Here is an 18,795-nt window from a genome sequence, read left to right as displayed (position 1 = left end):
CGAGTTCCAGGAGACACACCCATGAGCGACCCGCAGACCACCGGTTCCCCCGCCGACGCAACCAGCCCGGCCCGTCCGGTATGGCTGCTCCCCGTCATCATGACTGTTGCCACCGGGCTAGTGGGCATGTTCCTCGTGGCGGGCCGGGGACTGTACTGGCTTGTTGCCGTCATCGCCGTTGTGGATGCCCTTGGTGTTTACACCATCATCCGGTCAGCCCGGATCAACGCCCGCACCAAGGAAACCCGCAGCCAGGAACTCCCTAACCGTCAATAGGGCGGCGCCGACGGGGTACCGGAAAACGGCAAGTACCCTTTCCATAGAGGCACATTCACTTTCACCGAAGGACACCATGACTGCCAACCCGTCCACCGACCTCAAACGTGCGGCCATCATCATCAATCCTGCCAAGCCGGTGGACATTGATGTCGAGGCGCTCGCGGCAAAGCACTGTACGGCCAACGGGTGGGGGGAGCCCATCTGGCTCGAGACCACCAAGGAAGATCCCGGCGTCGGGCAGGCGAAGGAGGCACTCAAGCAGGGGGCCGACGTCGTTATTGCAGCCGGCGGCGATGGCACCGTGCGCTGCGTGGCTGAGGTCCTGGCCGGCGGCGATGTGCCCATGGGGCTGCTTCCGTTCGGGACGGGCAACCTCCTGGCCCGCAACCTGGGCATGGACGTCACGGACTTTGACGGTGCCATGGCCGGGGCTCTGGCTGGAACCGACCGGAAAATCGACGTTGTCCGTGCCCGCCGGAACGACCCCGACAAGGAGCAGATCTTCCTGGTCATGGCCGGCGTCGGCTACGACGCCACTATCATGGCCGACACCAACGAGGACCTCAAGGACAAGGTGGGCTGGCTGGCCTACGTGGACGCCGGGATCCGGAACCTTCCCGGCAAGCCCGTGAAGGCCACCATCGCAATCGACGGCAAAGACGTTGTGCACCGCGGCATCCGCAGCGTTATGGTGGGCAACTGCGGCAAGGTCCAGGGCGGTCTGGAGATCTTCCCCGACGCCAAAATGGATGACGGCCTGCTGGATGTGGCGGTGCTGGCCCCGCAGGGGAAGCTGGGCTGGTTCTCCGTGATCGCCGGCATGATCGGCAAGGGCCGCGGCAAGGACACGGCAGTGGAGTACTACCAGGGGAAGTCCGTGGAGATCACCCTGGAACACAACGACGACTACCAGCTGGACGGCGACCACGAGGGCGAAGGCAAGCACGTCCTGATGACCATGGAACCGGGGGCGCTCACCGTCCGCCTGTAGCCCTCCCAACTAGGTAGCGCTATCTGTCGTTTTGAGGGCTCAGAACGACAGATAGCGCTACTTAGATGGCCTGGGCCGGTCTACATGCCGTGCGCCGGGGCAGGGCGGTGGGCCAGGATCTCCGCGAGCTCGGCGAGCCGGTGCGCGCGGGCGGACTCGGCAGGCGTGAACGGCTCGCCGGGACGGGCGAAGATAATGGGTCCGTGCCAGGCGGTGGGGATCTTCAGCCGGGTGCCGGCGTCGTGGTGTTCCAGCACGGCCTCCGCCGGCGTGAGGACCCGGGCTCGCAGCAGTTCGGCCACCGCAAGCGGCAGCTCGTCCGGTGCGTCGGCGATCCTGGCCGCCAGGCTCAGCGCCTTGGTCTGCCCGTCCGCCATGGCCAGCGCTGTGGTGGGCCACACCTTGGAACGGGACCCGCCGCCGTCGTCCAATGCCTCCAGCAGTTGGCGTTCAGCCAGGTTGCCCGGCGCCGAGAGCACAAATTCGTCCAGCACTCCGCCGGCCACCGGGTGGACGTGGATGCTAAGGATGTTGGTGTCCAGGCGGGCCAGCGCCCGGGTAACCTTCTGCAGCGCACCCGGCTGGTCCAGCAGGACAGTGCGTGCCCGCCACAAGGCCGGCGCGGTGCCCAGCTTCCTGCGGTGACGGAGCGCCGGCGCGTGCAGCCAGCCACGCAGGATCCGGGCTGCGGACGGCTCCGCCACCCAGATCACCAGAACGGTGGCCGTGAGCGTAAGCACCAGTACCTTGGCCAGATACGGCAGGTGGGTTTCCACCACAAGGGCGTGGACCAGCAGCTCAATGGGGAGCATCACGGCGACATTCGCCAAGGTCAGGCGGGTCTTGGTGGGTTCGGGCATCAGGCCGCAGACTTCGCAGCTCAGATCAGCCGTGGCAGGGATGCGTGCGGTGGGCTTCATGCCCTAAGGATTGCGTGGGGGTGTTTCGGTGGTGTTGCCCTGCCGTTCCGTTTATGGGAACAGGCCGCGGCGTAGGATCGATGTGGACGTCAGCGCGGCCGCCCGTCAGAGATGTACCAGTTTCTACTGGGGTACCGGTTGTTTGCAGGAAGGCGCCATCAGCACGTGAAGATCCTCGCTGAGATGTTCAGCATCGCTCCCGCCAACAAGGACCACCACCCGGCCATCCGGTGTGCGGTGGGGATCTTTGTCCCGTTGATCACGCTGGTGTTGCTGGGCCGGCTGGACCTGGCGATCTTCGCGTCTTTCGGTGCGTTCACGGGAATCTACGGGCGGGGAGAGCCCCACGGCACGCGGTTTGTGCTGCAGCTCCGGGCAGGCCTGCTGATGCTGGTTGTTATCCTGCTGGCTGCGCTCGCGGCCCGCGCCGGAGCAGCCTGGGGACTGGACAGCGCCAACACCACCTGGCTCCTGGTCCTGGCCACAACGCTGGTGGCCGGGACATGTTCGGTGGCCATCTCCTGGCTTCGGCTGCGTCCTGCCGGCTCGTTGTTCCACATTTTCGCTTTCGCGGCCATCGCGTCCATTCCCAACCAGCCGCCGGTATGGGAAGGCATGCTGGTGGCAGCCCTCACCACCGCCTTCTGCCTGCTGATCGGGTTCTCCGCACGTGTCCTGCCGCGTCACCGCACGCCGTGGGTTCGTCCGCGCCCGATCCGGCGCACTGCTGATGAGCGTCGAACGGCCTGGCTCGAGGGCCTGGGTTACCTGGTGGCTGCCGGCCTGGCCGGTGCCCTCGCCACCTGGGCCGGGCAGTGGCTGGGTTTCGGCCACAACTACTGGGCGATGGTGGCTGCGGTGGTCCCGCTTGTGGGGCATTCCACCCGGCACCGTGTCAGCCGCGGTGTGCAAAGGATCATCGGTACCGTCCTCGGCCTGGCGCTGCTGGCGGCCATCCTGCTGCTCGGCCTCGCGCCGTGGCAGACCGTCCTGGTCATAGCCGCCTGCCAGTTTGGTGCGGAGCTTTTTATTGCCCGCCAGTACGTGCTCGCGCAGCTCTTCGTCACGCCGCTGGCGTTGATCTCCACGCTGCTGGTGGTGCCGGCGTCGCCCACGGTTTTGCTACGGGACCGCATCATCGAGACATTCATTGGTGCCGCCGTCGGAATTGCCGTGGTGCTGGCACCGGGCCTGTGGCGGCGCCTGCGCGGGGTGTAATCTGGGGACACTTCAGCGAACCCATTCAATGGAAGCGGTATTGTGGCAAATTCTCTCTCCGGCGACTCGGTTGTTGACCGCGTCGTCCGCGTGATCTCCGCCTTCCCCGAGGGGTCCGGAAGCCTGCAGCTCTCCGAACTGGCCACCCGCTCGGGCCTCCCGCTCACCACTGCCCACCGGCTGGTCCGGCAGCTCGCCGCGCACGGACTGCTGGAAACCGGCAGCGGCGGAACAGTAAGGCTGGGGTTGCGGCTGTGGGAACTGGTGAACCGGAACTCGCCCACACTGGCTTTGCGCCAGGCTGCCATGCCGTTCATGGAAGGCATCCAGCAGGTCCTCAACCAGAACGTGAACCTGGCCGTGCTGGATGGCTGGGAGGCCCTCTTCGTGGAGCGGCTTTCCCGCAGGGGCTCCGTGGCGAACCGGGCCCGCATCGCCGGCAGGATGCCGGTCCACGTCTCGTCCGCCGGCCTCGCCCTGATGGCGCACCAGGGCAAGGCGGTGCAGGGAGAGTACCTGACGCAGTTCGTGGATCCGGACGGAAAGGTGACGGCGGAAGCCGTGCGGACGCTGCTCGCCGAGACCGCGCACACAGGCTTCGCGCAACTGGCCGGTGTGGTCGATCCGGACACGTGGGGCATTGCCGTCCCCGTAATCGACAGCCGGCAACACGCGGTTGCAGCCCTGGGTGTTGTGGTGCCGCTCCACGAGGTACGGCTACAGGCTCTGGTTCCAGCGCTGCAGACCGCGGCCCGGGGCATTGCGCGGCGGCTCGGGGATCTTGGCCCGCAGTTCGTCTTCCGTTCAACGGAATTCGTATAACGCTAATCACAGCTATCGGCGCAGACTGTTAGCCAGATCCACTTACCGGCCCCGGCAGCGCGGGCCCCGCAACGAAGCGAGAAAACAGTCATGGCAGCACGTAAAGTCATCATCACCCAGGTGGCCATCATGGGCGCCGGTCCCGCCGGCCTGATGCTCTCCCACCTCCTGGCCAAGGCCGGCATCGAATCAACCGTGATCGAGGTCCGCAGCCACAAGGAGATCTCCGAAACGGTCCGCGCCGGAATCCTGGAACACGGCACGGTGAACCTGCTGGTGGACAGCGGAGTCTCGGACCGAGTGCTGCGCGACGGCGACAGGCACGATGGCATTGAGCTGCGGTTCAACGGTGAAAGCCACCGCATCGATTTCAAGGACCTCGTGGGCGAATCCGTGTGGCTCTACCCGCAGACCGATGTGTTCCTGGACCTCGCCGCACGGCGGAAGGCCGACGGCGGCGACGTCCGCTACAGCGTTACCGACACCACTGTCCACGACCTCGAAGGCAAGCCGAAAGTCTGGTTCACCGACTCGGAGGGTGTGGAATGCGAGATCCAGGCCGAATTCCTGGTGGGCGCCGACGGTTCACGCAGCCACTGCCGGTTCCAAATTCCGGAGGCCGACCGCAAGTGGTACTTCCACGAGTACCCCTTTGCCTGGTTCGGCATCCTGGCCGAGGCGCCGCGCAGCTCCGATGAGCTGATCTACGCCAACTCGGACAACGGCTTCGCCCTGATCAGCCAGCGGACCGAAACGGTCCAGCGGATGTACTTCCAGTGCGATCCCAAGGAAAACGTTGCCGAGTGGGACGACGACCGGATCTGGGCCGAGTTCCGCAGCCGGGTCAACGGCAACGGCTTCGAACTGAAGGAAGGCCCGGTCATTGACAAGATGGTCCTGCCCTTCCGGAGCTTTGTGCACACGCCCATGCGGCACGGCAACCTGTTCCTGGCCGGCGACGCCGCCCACACGGTGCCGCCCACCGGCGCCAAGGGCCTGAACCTGGCAATCCACGACGTCAAGATGCTCTTTGAGGGTTTGGAATCGTTCTACGGCAACGGGTCCATGGCCCTGCTGGACAGCTTCAGCGACCGCGCCCTCGAGCGCGTGTGGAAAGCGCAGCAGTTCTCCTACTGGATGACCACCATGCTGCACACGCCCACCGATGCGGACGACTTCTCCCGTGCCCGCCAGCTCGGCGAACTCAACTCGGTGGTTTCGTCCAGGCATGGCATGGCCTACCTTGCCGAGGCCTACACCGGCTGGCCCGGAGCGCAGTAGTCCCCCGGCTGGCAGGTGTAAGCGGCCGGCAGGTGGGAAGCGTGCCGGAGGCTAAGCCTCCGGCCGCTGACCGCCGAGCCGTCCGCCGGATACCTCGAGATAGCAGGACCCGCACAGGGATTCGTACCAGACGTCCTGGCCGTCGATGGCTACCTGGTCGCCGTCGAACACCACCTCGTTGCCCACGCGCCGGGTGTTGAAGATGGCTTTGCGCCCGCAGCGGCAGATCGTCTTGAGCTCCTCCAGGGTGTGGGCCACCTCCATGAGCCGGCGCGAGCCCGGGAAGGCGTGCGTGAGGAAGTCGGTCCGGATGCCGTATGCCAGCACCGGCACGTTGTCCAGGACAGCAATGCGGAACAGATCGTCCACCTGGTCCGGGGTGAGGAACTGCGCCTCGTCCACCAGCAGGCATGCCACCGGCTTCTGGTCCACATGCTCCAGCAGGGCATTGGGGTCATCTCCCGCCGCGTGCGCCGCGTACAGGTCGCGGACGGACGTCTCCGGGGAGATCAGGAAGTCCACGGACCGGGTCATGCCCAGCCGGGACACGATGTCGGTATCGCCTTTGGTGTCCACATCGGGTTTGGCCAGCAGGACCCGCTGGCCCCGCTCCTCATAGTTGAAGGCAGCCTGCAGGAGTCCGGTGGACTTGCCCGAGTTCATGGCACCGTAGCGGAAGTAGAGCTTGGCCAAGGGGGTCCTTTCATAGGGTCCGGCTATTGATCCTATGCTTTTGAGCCCCGGGGATTCTCGTCGGGACCCCAGAGCGGGACGTCATATCTGCCTTTGTCGCCGCCGCGCCGGATCCAGTCCTTGTGCCAGCGCGGGGTGAGCCAGTGCGGCCACCAGAAACGGGTCACGATCGCTGCAGTCATCGCCACAAGGGCGAACGCGGTCCAGAGGTTCCCGGCGTGCTCCCAATGCTCCAGCGTGGCTGTCAGCGGCACCATGGCGCAGAGGATTATGAGTCCTGCGAAGCCGGCCTGCAGCGGCAGGTAATTCCTCTTTGTATGGAAGCGCCAGGATACATAGTTTGGCGCCCACGAACGCCACCGGCCACTCCACGCCACTGCACCGGTTCCCACGGCCCCCAGGCCGGGCACGCCCAGGAGCAGGGCCATCACGAAGTAGTCGTTCATCGGCACCCAGTGTAGCCGCGCTGAAGTGCGGCGGCGCAGACGGACCTCATGGCCTGCCGGCAGGCAGCGGCGCGGCGTCGGGCACGGGAGCAGCCTCAGCCACGGTCACCCTGGCCTGCGAACTGCGGCGGCCCTTGCCGGACTTCCGCCCGCCGGACTTCCGCCCGCCGGACGTGCCGGCACCGCGCCGGTTGGTCCGGCCGTAGACCAGGTACATGGTCAGCCCCGTGATGACCATCAGCAACACGGTGTACACAAACGTGTTCGCCACGCCCTGCACCCCTTCGGCGCCGTCGGTATTCGCTTTGATCACCAGGCCCAGCGGCTGGACGAGGGGGTGCGCCAGGAATATCGCGGTGTCGTAGTCATCCAGGAGGGTATTGAAGTTCAATGCCGCAATCGCTGCCGCTGCCGGAAGAACCAGTGGCAGCAGGATGCGGCGGAACACGTACAGCGTTTTGGCTCCCATGATGGCGGCGGCTTCCTCCATTGAGGAGTTGACCGACGCGAACGATGCTTTGAGCATGCGGAGCGTGAAGGGGATCTTGACTGTGACGAAAGCGATCAACAGGATCACGGTGGTCCCGGTCAGGACGGCGCCGCCCACGAGGGGGTTGGGGTGGTCATAGCTGATGATGAGCCCCAAGGCGAGCAACGCGGAGGGCAGGATCCACGGGATGTGGAGGAGGTATTCGAAAGTGGCGGCGACCCAGTTTTTGTACTTCTGCAGGAGCCGGGCCACGAACAGCAGGCCGCCGACAGCTATCACCGTAGCCAGCGCACTGTACACGACGCTGACAACGAAGGGCCGCAGGCCCGACTCCTGGGTGAGGACCTGTACATAGTTGTCGAAGGTCAGGCTGCCCAGCGAGATCCGGCCTGTTTGGATCGCGGCGCCGTCGGCAAAGGAATACAGCACAATAAGCACAACAGGCAGTGTGTACAGCCCAAAAAGCAGGTAGGCGATGACGTGCACGGCAGCGTTGGCAACAGGACTGGTGATTTGCTGCTTCTGCAAGGCCGAGGACACCTTGGACAGCGAGTAATACGTGCCCCGCTTCTCCAGCCGCGACATTACCGCAAGCATGAGGATGGTGGAGACGCCCAGGATAACGGCCAGCAGGGCAGCCAGGTCCCGGGACGTTGCGCTGTTGGCAAACGTCAGGATCATCGGCGTGATGGTCTGGAAATCGCGGCCGCCCAGGACCTGCGGGGCGCTGAGGGCCCCGAGCCCGGTCAGGAAGGACAGGATGGTGACGGCGAACAGCGTGGGCTTGAGCATGGGCAGCACCACCCTGCGCAGGATGGTCCAGGTGGAGGCGCCCAGGTTCCTGGCGGCCTCGATGGTCTGGTAGTCAATGCCCTTGAGCGCATTGCCAACGAACAGCATGTGGTTGGTGGTGGTGGCAAAGGTCATGACAACCAGGACCGCGAAGAACCCGGAGAACCAGGCTGCGTCCATGCCCGGGAACACGCTCACCAGCAGGGACGTGACGATTCCCTTGTCCCCGTAGATGAATTTGTACCCGGCGGCCAGCACGATGCCGCCGTAGATAAACGTGGTGGCGTAGCCCAGGAAGAGGATTCTGGAACCGCGGATCTTGAAGTAGTGCGTAACCAGCACAATGAAAACGCCCACCACATTCACCGTGACGGACAGGGCCACGGCCAGCATAAAGCTGTTGCCGAGGGACTTCATGGCGCGCTGGGAGGAGAACAGCTTTTCCGCGGCCCGGCCGGAGAAGCTCCCGTCCGGGAAGAACGTTGCGATCAGGACGTTCACGTTGGGCCAGACCAGGAACGCGGCGATAAACCAGGTCAGCACTGCGCCCACGATCAGGACGAAGGGGGAGCGGAGCATGCTCTTGGTGGAGGGCCCGCTCATGGCAGGGTCACCGCTTCTTCCCGCCTGTCCAGGGCCTTGCCGGTGTCCGGATGGTACTGCAGCACGTGCCCCGGCTGGACAAACACGGTGGTTTCCGCTCCCGCCTCCGGATGGGCGGCGCCGTCTTCCTTCACCAGCAGCCGAAGGTCTGCGCCGTGGCTCCGCACAATGTAGCGGCTGTGGAGCCCGTGGTAGGTGCGGGACACCACCTGTCCGGAAAGTCCGACGGCGGTGCCTCCGTCCGCGGGCTGCGTCAGTGACGCCTTTTCCACCCGGAGGTAGGAGTTGGCGGCGGGGCTGAGGCCGGCGCCGGAGAGCCTGTTGAGCTCAGCGATGAATTCCGGGGTCAGCGGCGAACTGTCACCGATGAAGTTGCAGACGAATTCGGTGGCGGCGGCATCGTAAATGGATTGTGGTGTTCCCACCTGTTCCACCACGCCCTTGTTGAAGACCGCCACCCTGTCACTCATGGCCAGCGCTTCGTCCTGATCGTGCGTGACGTACACGGTGGTGATGCCGAACTCGCTCTGCAGGTCCTTGAGCTGCTGCCGGAGCTGGTGCCGGAGCTTGGCGTCCAGGTTGGACAACGGCTCATCCAACAGGAGGATCTTGGGCCGCAGCACCAGCGCCCGGGCCACGGCCACGCGCTGCTGCTGGCCGCCGGAGAGTTCCGCCACGTTTTTGTGCAGCTGCTCATCGCTGAGCTCCACCCGGCGCGCGATATCGCGCACCAGGCGGTCACTCTCGGCGGATTTCTCCTTGCGGACCCGGAGCCCGAAGGCGATGTTCTCCCAGACGCTCATGCTGGGGAACAGGGCATAGTTTTGGAACACCATGCCCACCTGACGCTTGTCACTCGGAAGCCGGGTGACGTTCTTCCCGTCCACATGCACCGTCCCTGCAGAAGGTTCGATGAACCCCGCCAACGTCCGCAACGCCGTCGTCTTGCCGCACCCGGAAGGCCCGAGCAGCGTGAAGAACTCGCCGGGTTTCACGTGCAGGTCAAGGTTCGGGATGGCTACAAAATCGCCGAAGGTAACTTCGATGTTGTCTAGGCGGATCATGGGGTACCTGTCTGGGGAAAGCCGGCTGACCCGGCTACGGTGCGGGGGCGGGGCGGTAGGAGGGTCCTACTGCATGTATTCGAGCTCGATCTTTTCCACCCAGGCACCCATGTTCTCCTGGACGAACTCCCAGTCGATGTCCTGCTGCTTGACAGTGGCGAAGAACTCCACCACCTCAGGGTTGGCCTGCTCTGCCGCGACCTTGTTGACAGGCATCGAGTTGAACTGTTTGGCGAAGGCGGCCTGGACTTCCGCGCTGCCGAACCAGTCGATGAACTTTGCTGCTTCAGCCTTCTTGTCCGTCCCCTTCACCAGGGCAATCTGTTCAACAGCAAGCGGAACACCGACCGAGGGAATCACCGTTTCGGCCTTGACGTTGAAGGACTTCTCCCGCTCGGCAATGATCGAGGACGGCATCTGGCCCATGTCCACTTCGCCGGAGGCTATCCGTGCGAAAAGGTCGGTCTTGGCCACGGCCGGGCTGCCGTTCTGGAAATACTGCTCAACCTGCTTCCAGCCCTCATCGGAGATGCCAAGATCACCGGAATCGTCTTTGTAGCGGGAGAGGATGCCCGCGAACACCAGCTGCGCTGTTGCGGTTCCCAGGCCGGTGACCCGCTCATAGCGGGACTTGAACTCGTCCTTGGTCCAGAGGTCTGTCCAGTCCTTGGGGGCGGCGTCGGCGCTGAACTTGTCCGCGTTGTAGCCGAGGAGGATTGCCTGCTTCACCAGCGGCCAGTACGCCTTGCCGTCACCGGTGTCCCCTACGGCCGTGTCCACTTCGCCCGCCCACGCCGGGTCAAAAGCTTCGAGCGCGCCGGCGGCCTTGATCTGGGCGAAGTACATGTTGTTCAGCCCGAAGGCAACATCGGCAATGGGGTTGTTCTTTTCGGCGATGAGCTTGTTCGTGGCGTCTGCGCCGCCGGCCCCCACCACCTCGATTTTGAAGCCGGCTTTGGTGGCCTCCGCGGTCAGCCAGTCGCCGCGGCCTTCACCGTTTGAGTTCGTGTAAACCACCAGGGTTTCGCCGGAAGGAGCCGTCGAAGTGGAGGAGGGGGCCTCGGACGCTGCGGGGGTTGCGGTACCAGCGCCGCAGCCGGCCAACATGGTCGCGGCGACGGCGGCCGCCATTAAAGTCTGGAATTTACGCACGATCAGGACTCGTTTCTGGACTCGACTCGGAGCATAGTCCGGCAAGCCTATAGCTGGACTCGACTAATGGGGGCGTTTATAGCTATCAACTCGATAAACAGCCAGGCTGTCGAGTCTGGCCCCATTGACGCAACATTCAGGGCACAGTGCGTAAACGCGCGGTGAACGTTGCGAAGCAGGTGCGCTCGGGCGCACAGGCGAGTCCCGCCGTCGTCAGTCCTGATTCAGCGTTTCAGTCAGGTGGTGCGTGGGAATCCTGTCACGGTCATAAGTGATTTCGGTGTAGCCGTGCGGTTCAGGCTGGCCGGACGGGCTGAGGTTCACAAAGACGATCTGTTCGATGGTGAGGATGCTCTGCCGGGTGATCATGTTGCGTACCTCCGCCCGCATGGTCAGCGACGTCCGGCCAAACCGCGTAGCCGTCAGGCCCATCTCGATCAGGTCCCCCTGTACTGCCGAGCTGACGAAGTTGATCTCGGAGATGTACTTGGTCACCGCGCGCCCGTTGCCGAGCTGGAGGATCGCGTAAATGGCCGCTTCCTCATCGATCCATTTCAGCAGGCTGCCGCCGAACAGTGTGCCGTTGGCGTTGAGGTCCTCGGGCCGCACCCATTTGCGCGTCCGGAAAGTGATGTCTGCTGATTCCATAGGGCGAGGTTAGCCGACCCCGGCGCGCGGTGCGCATTGCCAGGCGCCGTGTGACGCCTCGTTAGGCCATCGCAGTGTGGGCGGCACTGTGGGAGTCGATCAGCTTCGCATAGCAGTAGGAGTGCTCCACCCCGATGTAAGCGCCAAAATTGGGCACCGGTTCAAACCCTGAGTTCTGGTAGAAGTTCCGGCCGTCGGGCTGGGCTGAGCCCGCTTCGGCCTTGATCCTGGTGATTCCTTGCTTGTAGGCCTCGGCCTCGAGGGCGGCGAGGATGGAGCTGGCAACGCCTGAACCGCGCGTATAAGGGAGGACGTACAGCCGCTTGATTTCCGCCGTTGAGTCGTCCAGGAGCCTGAGACCGCCGCAGCCCACGGGCTGGCCGGAACCCTTGTCATACGCCACAAGGAATACGGCGCAGTCAGCGCCCGACGGCGGGGTCCCGGGTTCGTGGTCCGGCGTACCGAAGCGGGCGTCCAGTTCGGCCTGCTGGGCCCTGCGCAGATCGGCGCCAACAGGGTTGGCCCAGGTAACGGCCCTGATGTTGAGACGCGGGTTGGTCTGCATGACTGCCTCGATTCGCCGAAGGGATATGCCTGATGAGCCTATGGGCGCCGGGTTACGCGGGTGTTTCCCCGCCGTAAGGGTTTGGCTAACAGGCCGGTGCGGTCCTGCTAAGACAACATTCTCGATGGCCTAGTTATAAGACCGTCTAAGATCATTGCATGGGCTCCAAAAATGAAGGTTCCGGATATTGGTACGGGCCGGACGGCCAGTTGGACTACAGCGCGTTAGTGCTCAAGTCCCTGCGCGACTACCGCACCGCCGAGACGGCCGTCCGGCGCTCCACGCGCGACTCCATGGGGATGGGGGAGACGGACATCCTGGCTTTGCGGTACGTCCTGCGCGTCCAGGCGTCGGGAGGCGCCGTGGTGCCGAAGGATCTGAGCCTGTTCCTGGGCATAACAAGCGCCTCCACGACATCCCTCATCGACCGGCTGGTGGCCAGCGGCCACGTGCGGCGGGAGTCGCACCCCACAGACCGCCGCTCAGTGGTGGTGGTGCCCACGGTGGAATCCGACCGTGAGGTGCGCGAAACCCTTGGGGCGATGCACCGCCGGATGATGTCCGTGGCGGAGGGCCTGTCCGTTGAGGAGGCGAGGGTGGTTGTGGAGTTCCTCGCGCGGATGACCCGCGCCATCGAGGCGGAATCCGGCGACACGGAAGCCAAATAGCTAGGGCAACTAGTTAGCCCGTCTAGTAATATGTATGCTTACGACTAGTCCTGAATATTCCAAGGGGAGTCATGAGCGCGATCAACATTTGTTTTGAGGCAGTCCCGCCGGGTTCTTCATCGGCACCTGACACCTACGACGGAGCAGAATGGCCCGTTCACTGCGCCACTGAGATGGAAATGGTGATTCCTGCGGTGGGCGCCAGTGCGGTGGGCTACACCTTCGAGGCTTCGGACGGACCCGTCCAGTTGCCTCCGGTCTGGCGCTGCGGCTGCGGCTTCCAACTCGACGCCTGGGCCACCGGCTGGCCGGACCTTTCCAACGAGCCGCAGGCGCCGGAGCGGCGGCTGCCGGTCCTCACCGGCACCGTCGCAGAGTGACGGCACTGGCGGTAGCGCCGCCGGCAGTTGCCTCCGGGCATGGCACGATGGCCGGGGAGATCCTGGTGTCGGGACGCTTCCTACTGAAGGAGCGGCTCGGGCGGGGTTCCATGGCCGAAGTCTTCCGTGCCGTGGACCTCGCCGGCGGCCGTGAAGTAGCAGTGAAAATCGCTGCTGACCCTTCTCCCAAGCACCGGGAACGGATCGCCAACGAAGCCCGCATACTGGCCGGCCTCGATCACCCGTCTGTCATCAGCTTCATTGCGGAAGGAACCATGCCGCCGAGGGGGCCGCTGTCGGGAAGGCCCTACATTGTGGAAGAACTCGCATTTGGACCCAGTCTCGCGGACGTGTCCCGGGGCCCGCTGCGTTCTCCCCATGACGTAGCCGGATGGGCCGGCGCCCTTTATGACTCGCTTGGCTACCTTCACGGCAAGGGTGTGGTCCATCGGGACATCAAGCCCGGCAACCTTATGCTCAGCGGGCTCCGCCGCAGCCCTGTCCGGATTGTTGACTTCGGCATTGCGGCGGCTGCCGGTGCCGCGCCCGAGCCCGGAATGTCATCGGGGACCGTGCACTACATGAGTCCTGAGCAGGCGTCCGGTGGAACGGCGCAGCCTGCCTGGGATGTCTATGCACTGGGCCTGGTCCTCCTGGAACTCCTGACCGGGGCCAGGGCCTACACGGGAACGGCGGTGGAATCCCTCGTGGCACGGACACTGCGCAGTCCTGTCATCCCGGCCGGGCTGGGCCCGGGCTGGGGCGCCTTGCTGCGTGCAGTGACAGCCATGTCCAGCGCTGAACGGCCGTCCGCAGGTGAGGCTGCAGTCATGGCCCGAAAGCTGGCCGGTTCCCCGGTGCGTTAGGGCCCGGCCACATCCGTGCCCGTAGGGTCCCCGGCTGTGGGATCCGCCAGGGCAAGGCCACCCACGGGGCTGCCGTCCCAGTGGATCAGCTTCCATCCGGAGTCGGGGTCTCCCTCCACGGCAACGATGCCGGTGTTGGCCAGAACGTGGCGGGCCGCGAATTCGTGGTCGGCGCCCTGTGCACGCAGGCCTGCCCAGGTACGGATCGCTGCGCCGTGGCTGACTACGGCGGCCACGGCAGAGTCCCCGCCTCCGCCAGCCACGCGTTCGGCAATCCGGGCGATATCGGCGTCGTACCGTGCAAAGAACTCGCGGCCGTCCGGGCCGGCAGGCATGCGGCGGTCAAGGTCGCCGGCGGCCCAGGCAAAGACGGTGGTCATGTACCGCTTGTGGGCTTCATGGTCTGTCAGCTTCTCCAATGCCCCGGCCTCGATTTCGTGGAGGCCGTCCAGTACCTCAACTTCAAGGCCGTGCAGCCGGGACAGCGGGGCAGCAGTGATCTGGGTCCGCACCAGCGTGGACGCGTACAGCGCGCCGATCTGCTCATTGGCCAGCGAGCGTGCCATCGCCGCAGCCTGCCGCTCGCCGAGCTCCGTGAGCCCCGGCCCCGGGTGGGCGGTGTCCAACTGGCCAAGTACGTTGCCGGGGGTCTGTCCGTGACGGATGAGGAGCAGCTTCATGAGTCCAGTTTCGCACCCCGGAGTCGGCCGTGCCGCCAGGACGTCTGGGGCGTCGTGCGTTCCCGCCCGGTTGCTGCTGCGCTTACGCGGCGGGACACGGCGTGTTGGACCCGAAATGCCGGAATCCGGGCCGGCAACCGGGCAGGAACGCACCGGCCCGCGGCCACCGCAACCCAAAACGGCGGCGCCGGGCCCTGATGAGCCCGGCGCCGCCGTCGTACTTTTCAGTTGTCCGGGAACATGGCCTACTTGAGGTGGTCCACGAGCTGGTCCGCGATGCCGGTGTATTTGCCGGGCGTGAGGGCGAGCAGCCGCGCCTCGGCGTCGGCGGAAAGGCCCAGGCTCTGGACGAATTCCTGCATGCGGGCAGCATCAACGCGCTGTCCGCGGGTGAGGTCCTTGAGGCGCTCGTACGGGTTCTCCATGCCTTCGACGCCGGCGATCGCTTCGGCGCGCATGACCATCTGGATGGCCTCGCCCAGGACTTCCCAGTTGGTGTCCAGGTCCCCGGCGAGGACGTCTTCGGCAACATCCAGCCGGTCCAGGCCCTTGGCCACGTTGGAGATGGCAAGCAGGGAGTGGCCGAATGCCACGCCAATGTTGCGCTGGCTGGAGGAATCCGTGAGGTCGCGCTGCCAGCGGGAGGTCACCAGGGTGGAACCGAGGACGTCCAGGAGGCCGGAGGAGATCTCCAGGTTGGCCTCGGCGTTTTCGAAGCGGATCGGGTTGACCTTGTGCGGCATGGTGGAGGATCCGGTGGCGCCGGCAACGGGGATCTGGGCGAAGTAGCCGATGGAGATGTAGCTCCAGATGTCGGTGCAGACGTTGTGCAGGATCCGGTTGAACCGCGCGACGTCGGCGTACAGCTCGGCCTGCCAGTCGTGGCTTTCGATCTGGGTGGTCAGCGGGTTCCAGGTCAGGCCCAGGCCCTCAACGAACGACTTGGCCACCTGCTGCCAGTCAGCGCCGGGAACGGACGCGACGTGCGCGGCGTACGTGCCGGTGGCGCCGTTGATCTTGCCCAGGTATTCGGTCTTCGCGATCCGGTCCAGCTGGCGGGTGAGGCGGTGGGCGATGACCGCCAGCTCCTTGCCCAGCGTGGTGGGCGTGGCGGGCTGGCCGTGCGTGCGGGACAGCATGGGAACGGCGCGGTTCTCCTCGGCCATCGTGCTGATCTGGGCCACGAGGGAACGGGCGGCGGGCAGCCACACATCCTCCACAGCACCCTTGACGCCGAGGGCGTAGGAGAGGTTGTTGATGTCCTCGGACGTGCAGCCGAAGTGGACCATGGCGGTCAGGTTTTCGATGCCGATGCCGGGCAGGCGGCGGCCGATGTAGTACTCCACGGCCTTGACGTCGTGGACCGTGACGGCTTCGATTTCGGCCAGCTCGGCTACTGACGCCGCGTTGAATTCCGTGACGACGGCACGGAGTTGGTCCTGCTGCTCCTGGGTCAGCGGGCCGGCCCCGGGGAGGACGTTGTTGCTGGTCAGGTGGATGAGCCACTCGACTTCCACTGCCACGCGGTCACGGTTGAGGGCCGCCTCGGACAGGTAATCAACGAGGGGTGCGACGGCGGACTGGTAGCGGCCGTCCAGCGGGCCCAGGGCGATCGGCTCCGGGGAGGCGGCGAGGGCCAGGCGTCCGGAGGGCGTGCGGGTATCAGCTGTGGCGGCAGTTTCAGGCATGTGCTGATTCTTTCATGAACTCCGGCCGCGGCTTAAGCGGCAGGTTCCGCGTGACCTGTCCTCCCCCCGCGGGGTGTTCCGTTTATCGGCGCTGCCGCCGTGTTTGTCCACATAGCCGACGGCGGTGCTTCCGTAGCGTGAGCGGCGGACCGTAGCGTCGAGGTTCAGAAGACCGGGTTCAGGAGACAGGGGTTCAGGTGATCCGGCAGGACGTGCTGTGTAGCAGGGAGGGGGACGCGTGGGCGGGGACTTGACGGCCGCTGATCTGGCGGCGCAACTGAGCCGCGGATACGAGGTTCAGAATTTGGCGCGGCGGGTAGCCGTATGCGGGGACAGTGTGGCGCGGGTCCTTGCCGGGTTCCGGGAGATCCAGTTGTTGGAGTGGCAGTCACCGGCCGGGCGGGCGTACCGGGATTCCGTGGCCCTTCAGGAGGTAGCGCTTGGAAGGGCGCGCGTCGCGATTGAGGAGGCGGTGGCGGCAGTGAGCCGGCACGCGCAGGACGTTGCCTCCGCTCCAACCGCCGCGGCTGCTCCCGCGGGGCAATTCCCATGGCCGAGGTAACGCCGTCCGGTGCCGGCGGGCCCATAAGGCTCACCGGCCCTGCTGTGGACAGCGGCCTGGAAATCAGGGGCGGGATTGGCGGCATGACCTTCCAGCTTGAGGAACTCGTGGGCGGTGCAGAGAAGCTTGACCTCCTTGCCGAGGAGTTGGCCCACACAGAGGGCGAGGTGCAACGTATCCAATCCAATCTGGGGTCTTACCAACTCAGCCAAACACCCACGTGGACAGGGGCGGTGTCGGCCCTGAGCTGCGCCAGGCTGGGAGTCCAGGCCGTCCGCTTGGAACTGCAGGCAATCAGCAGCCAGGTCCGCGCCAGCAAGCGGGACTATGAGGCTGCCGAGGCGGCGACAAGCCTGTTCGCCACCATGGGCATTCCTTCGTTCCGCGACTTTGAACATGTCGGCCTTGACGATCCGCTGTGGCCCGACCTTCGCGGCACGGATTTGGCGTTGCGCAACATTGTGAAGGCCAGGCACCACATCCTGGGCATCGCCGGCGCCCTCGTTCCCGCCTTGGAACCGCGCCGCATTGTGGTGGACCGGAAGGAAACCATGCCCGTTGATTTCGATGGATCCCCTGCTGCCCTCCTGGAGCGGGCGCAGATTATTGACGAAAGGGGCCCCGGCCATATCGAGGTCATCGAAACAGATACGGGCGGGCTCAAGGCCTATGTCGTTGTTATTCCCGGAACCCAGGCCGGGGATGACATCGGGGGAGCGAACCCGTTCGATCCGGCAGGCATCGGGGAAGCCGTCGGTCACCGGTCTGCTGAGGTCAACGTCGCTGTGCGGGCTGCGCTGCAGGAAGCCGGGGCAGAAAGGGGGGCGCCGGTGGTGGCGGTCGGCTATAGCCAGGGCGGGATCCATGCCATGAATCTTGCGGCTGATCCTCTGTTCCGCAAGGAATACGCCATGAAATACGTGCTCACGGCGGGCTCCCCGGTCGGAAGCATCGAGCCGGCCGGTGATGTCAGCGTCCTCCATCTCCAGCACCGCCAGGACTGGGTGCCCGGAACGGACGGGACCGCGAACCCGGATACGCGGAGCCGGGTGACGGTAACGCTCCTGGACCAGGTGACAACGCCGGAAGGCAAGGATCCGGGACTGGGCCCTGGCCACAATCTTGGCAACTACCAGGAGGCGGCCAGGCTGGTGGGTGCCAGCGAGGACCCCACGCTGGTGCATTCGACCGCGGTCCTTGCCGGCGTCCTCGGGGCCGGCGGCACGGCAACGGCCACACGCTTCGCTTTGTCACGGACCCCGATCCAGGAGGCGAGTGCGCCCGGGCCAAGGCTGCAGCCCGCCCAGCGGTCACCACAGCGGTCCGAGGCAGAGAACCAGGTGGCCACCGGAAGGATGCAGGGCTGAACGACGCTGCCCGGCAGCCGCACCGGCGCCCTGCTGAAAGCCGTTCGGTCCTTGCTCGAGGCTTAGCGCCGGCGGCCGCCCGGAACCCTGCCTGCGACCAGGGAGATGAGCGTGATGATGATCGCGGCGAGGACCGCCGTCCAGAAGAAGGAGTCAATGGAGAAATGCACCGGCGTGTAGCTGCTGAGCCAGGACGTCAGGTACAGCATGGCGGCATTGATGACGATCGTGAACAGGCCCAGTGTCAGGATGGTGATCGGCAGCGACAGGAAGCTGACCAGGGGCCGGACAAAAGCGTTCACCACGCCAAAGATCAGCCCGATGAACAGGTAGGCCAGGATGATGCCGATGGTCTCCGTGCCCTGCGTTACGCCCGAGTTGGCCACAGCCTCGGTGGTGGCGGACGTGGAGATATCAAGGCCGGGCAAAATCCAGCTGGCAATCCAGAGGGCCAGCCCGTTGATCAGGACCCGAAGAATAAAAGAGCGCATAGCCCAATGCTTTCACACGGCCCTGTGAGGTGCCGGGCCGCACTGCGAGGCCCGGTGTGCTGTGCCCGTTCCGCCGTGTAGCAGCCCCGGACGGGGGCGGCGCCGCACGACGCGGGAGAAAGTAGGCTA

Annotated in this window: 20 protein-coding genes; 9 read left to right on the top strand and 11 right to left on the bottom strand. The window is 65.3% G+C overall.

Going from position 1 to position 18,795, the window contains the following annotated elements:
- Positions 1-21 precede the first annotated feature (21 nt).
- Entirely contained in the window at positions 22-276 is a 255-nt protein-coding gene (locus tag IDT60_RS19735) for a hypothetical protein (protein ID WP_164203945.1), read from the top strand.
- A 76-nt stretch (positions 277-352) separates the two neighbouring features.
- Positions 353-1,270, top strand: coding sequence for a diacylglycerol kinase family protein (locus tag IDT60_RS19730; RefSeq protein WP_164203947.1), 918 nt, complete (start codon positions 353-355; stop codon positions 1,268-1,270).
- Positions 1,271-1,350: 80 nt separating this feature from the next.
- Here IDT60_RS19730 and IDT60_RS19725 read toward each other — a convergent pair whose 3' ends face one another.
- On the bottom strand, positions 1,351-2,190 hold the full coding sequence (locus IDT60_RS19725) for an ACT domain-containing protein (RefSeq protein ID WP_191080339.1): 840 nt from the start codon (positions 2,188-2,190) through the stop codon (positions 1,351-1,353).
- Positions 2,191-2,355: 165 nt separating this feature from the next.
- On the opposite strand from IDT60_RS19725, the gene IDT60_RS19720 reads away from it, so the two are divergent.
- From IDT60_RS19720 to IDT60_RS19710, 3 genes are all read left to right on the top strand, one after another.
- Positions 2,356-3,408 (top strand): FUSC family protein, encoded by a 1,053-nt coding sequence (locus tag IDT60_RS19720; protein WP_191080338.1) that lies wholly within the window; start codon positions 2,356-2,358, stop codon positions 3,406-3,408.
- A gap of 42 nt (positions 3,409-3,450) precedes the next feature.
- Entirely contained in the window at positions 3,451-4,230 is a 780-nt protein-coding gene (locus IDT60_RS19715) for an IclR family transcriptional regulator (RefSeq protein WP_191080337.1), read from the top strand.
- 90 nt (positions 4,231-4,320) lie between these two features.
- A complete protein-coding gene (locus IDT60_RS19710; protein WP_191080336.1) occupies positions 4,321-5,511 on the top strand; it encodes a 4-hydroxybenzoate 3-monooxygenase in 1,191 nt (396 codons plus the stop codon).
- Positions 5,512-5,562: 51 nt separating this feature from the next.
- Here the strand turns inward: IDT60_RS19710 and IDT60_RS19705 are convergent, their stop codons facing one another.
- From IDT60_RS19705 to IDT60_RS19675, 7 genes are all read right to left on the bottom strand, one after another.
- Positions 5,563-6,204: a thymidine kinase gene (locus IDT60_RS19705; RefSeq protein WP_164203957.1), complete on the bottom strand. Its 642-nt coding sequence runs from the start codon at positions 6,202-6,204 to the stop codon at positions 5,563-5,565.
- Positions 6,205-6,236: 32 nt separating this feature from the next.
- A complete protein-coding gene (locus IDT60_RS19700) occupies positions 6,237-6,650 on the bottom strand; it encodes a hypothetical protein (protein ID WP_191080335.1) in 414 nt (137 codons plus the stop codon).
- A gap of 46 nt (positions 6,651-6,696) precedes the next feature.
- Positions 6,697-8,535, bottom strand: a complete 1,839-nt coding sequence (locus IDT60_RS19695) for an iron ABC transporter permease (protein WP_223883820.1) — start codon at positions 8,533-8,535, stop codon at positions 6,697-6,699.
- Entirely contained in the window at positions 8,532-9,599 is a 1,068-nt protein-coding gene (locus tag IDT60_RS19690) for an ABC transporter ATP-binding protein (RefSeq protein ID WP_191080334.1), read from the bottom strand. Before IDT60_RS19690 ends, IDT60_RS19695 begins: the two co-directional genes overlap by 4 nt.
- A gap of 66 nt (positions 9,600-9,665) precedes the next feature.
- Positions 9,666-10,730, bottom strand: coding sequence for an extracellular solute-binding protein (locus IDT60_RS19685; protein ID WP_370590708.1), 1,065 nt, complete (start codon positions 10,728-10,730; stop codon positions 9,666-9,668).
- Between the two features lie 234 nt (positions 10,731-10,964).
- A complete protein-coding gene (locus tag IDT60_RS19680; RefSeq protein WP_164203965.1) occupies positions 10,965-11,399 on the bottom strand; it encodes an acyl-CoA thioesterase in 435 nt (144 codons plus the stop codon).
- Positions 11,400-11,460: 61 nt separating this feature from the next.
- A complete protein-coding gene (locus tag IDT60_RS19675) occupies positions 11,461-11,964 on the bottom strand; it encodes a GNAT family N-acetyltransferase (protein WP_164203967.1) in 504 nt (167 codons plus the stop codon).
- A gap of 158 nt (positions 11,965-12,122) precedes the next feature.
- Between IDT60_RS19675 and IDT60_RS19670 the strand changes: the two genes are divergently transcribed.
- The 3 genes from IDT60_RS19670 (at position 12,123) to IDT60_RS19660 (ending at position 13,878) form a co-directional block, all read left to right on the top strand.
- Entirely contained in the window at positions 12,123-12,632 is a 510-nt protein-coding gene (locus tag IDT60_RS19670) for a MarR family winged helix-turn-helix transcriptional regulator (protein ID WP_191080332.1), read from the top strand.
- Positions 12,633-12,703: 71 nt separating this feature from the next.
- A complete protein-coding gene (locus tag IDT60_RS19665; protein ID WP_191080331.1) occupies positions 12,704-13,012 on the top strand; it encodes a hypothetical protein in 309 nt (102 codons plus the stop codon).
- Positions 13,009-13,878: a serine/threonine-protein kinase gene (locus tag IDT60_RS19660; protein ID WP_223883819.1), complete on the top strand. Its 870-nt coding sequence runs from the start codon at positions 13,009-13,011 to the stop codon at positions 13,876-13,878. The genes IDT60_RS19665 and IDT60_RS19660 overlap by 4 nt, the downstream gene beginning before the upstream one ends.
- Here the strand turns inward: IDT60_RS19660 and IDT60_RS19655 are convergent.
- Both IDT60_RS19655 and purB read right to left on the bottom strand, forming a co-directional pair.
- The gene (locus tag IDT60_RS19655; protein WP_191080330.1) at positions 13,875-14,558 is read right to left on the bottom strand and encodes a histidine phosphatase family protein; all 684 of its coding nucleotides are present in this window, start codon (positions 14,556-14,558) and stop codon (positions 13,875-13,877) included. The two genes, IDT60_RS19660 and IDT60_RS19655, sit on opposite strands and share 4 nt — an antisense overlap.
- Before the next feature lie 245 nt (positions 14,559-14,803).
- Positions 14,804-16,246: an adenylosuccinate lyase gene (gene purB / locus IDT60_RS19650; protein ID WP_191080329.1), complete on the bottom strand. Its 1,443-nt coding sequence runs from the start codon at positions 16,244-16,246 to the stop codon at positions 14,804-14,806.
- A 549-nt stretch (positions 16,247-16,795) separates the two neighbouring features.
- Here purB and IDT60_RS19645 point away from each other — a divergent pair.
- Complete coding sequence (locus tag IDT60_RS19645) at positions 16,796-18,175, top strand: hypothetical protein (protein ID WP_191080328.1); 1,380 nt, start codon at positions 16,796-16,798, stop codon at positions 18,173-18,175.
- A 62-nt stretch (positions 18,176-18,237) separates the two neighbouring features.
- Here the strand turns inward: IDT60_RS19645 and IDT60_RS19640 are convergent, their stop codons facing one another.
- Positions 18,238-18,666 (bottom strand): phage holin family protein, encoded by a 429-nt coding sequence (locus IDT60_RS19640; RefSeq protein WP_164203977.1) that lies wholly within the window; start codon positions 18,664-18,666, stop codon positions 18,238-18,240.
- Between the last annotated feature and the right edge of the window lie 129 nt (positions 18,667-18,795).

Origin of the sequence: Pseudarthrobacter sp. BIM B-2242 (assembly GCF_014764445.1) — a bacterium.
In the GTDB taxonomy this organism is placed as follows: Bacteria; Actinomycetota; Actinomycetes; order Actinomycetales; family Micrococcaceae; genus Arthrobacter; species Arthrobacter luteus_A.
Note: the sequence above shows the minus strand (reverse complement) of the source record. Positions and strands in the feature narration are given on the sequence as shown.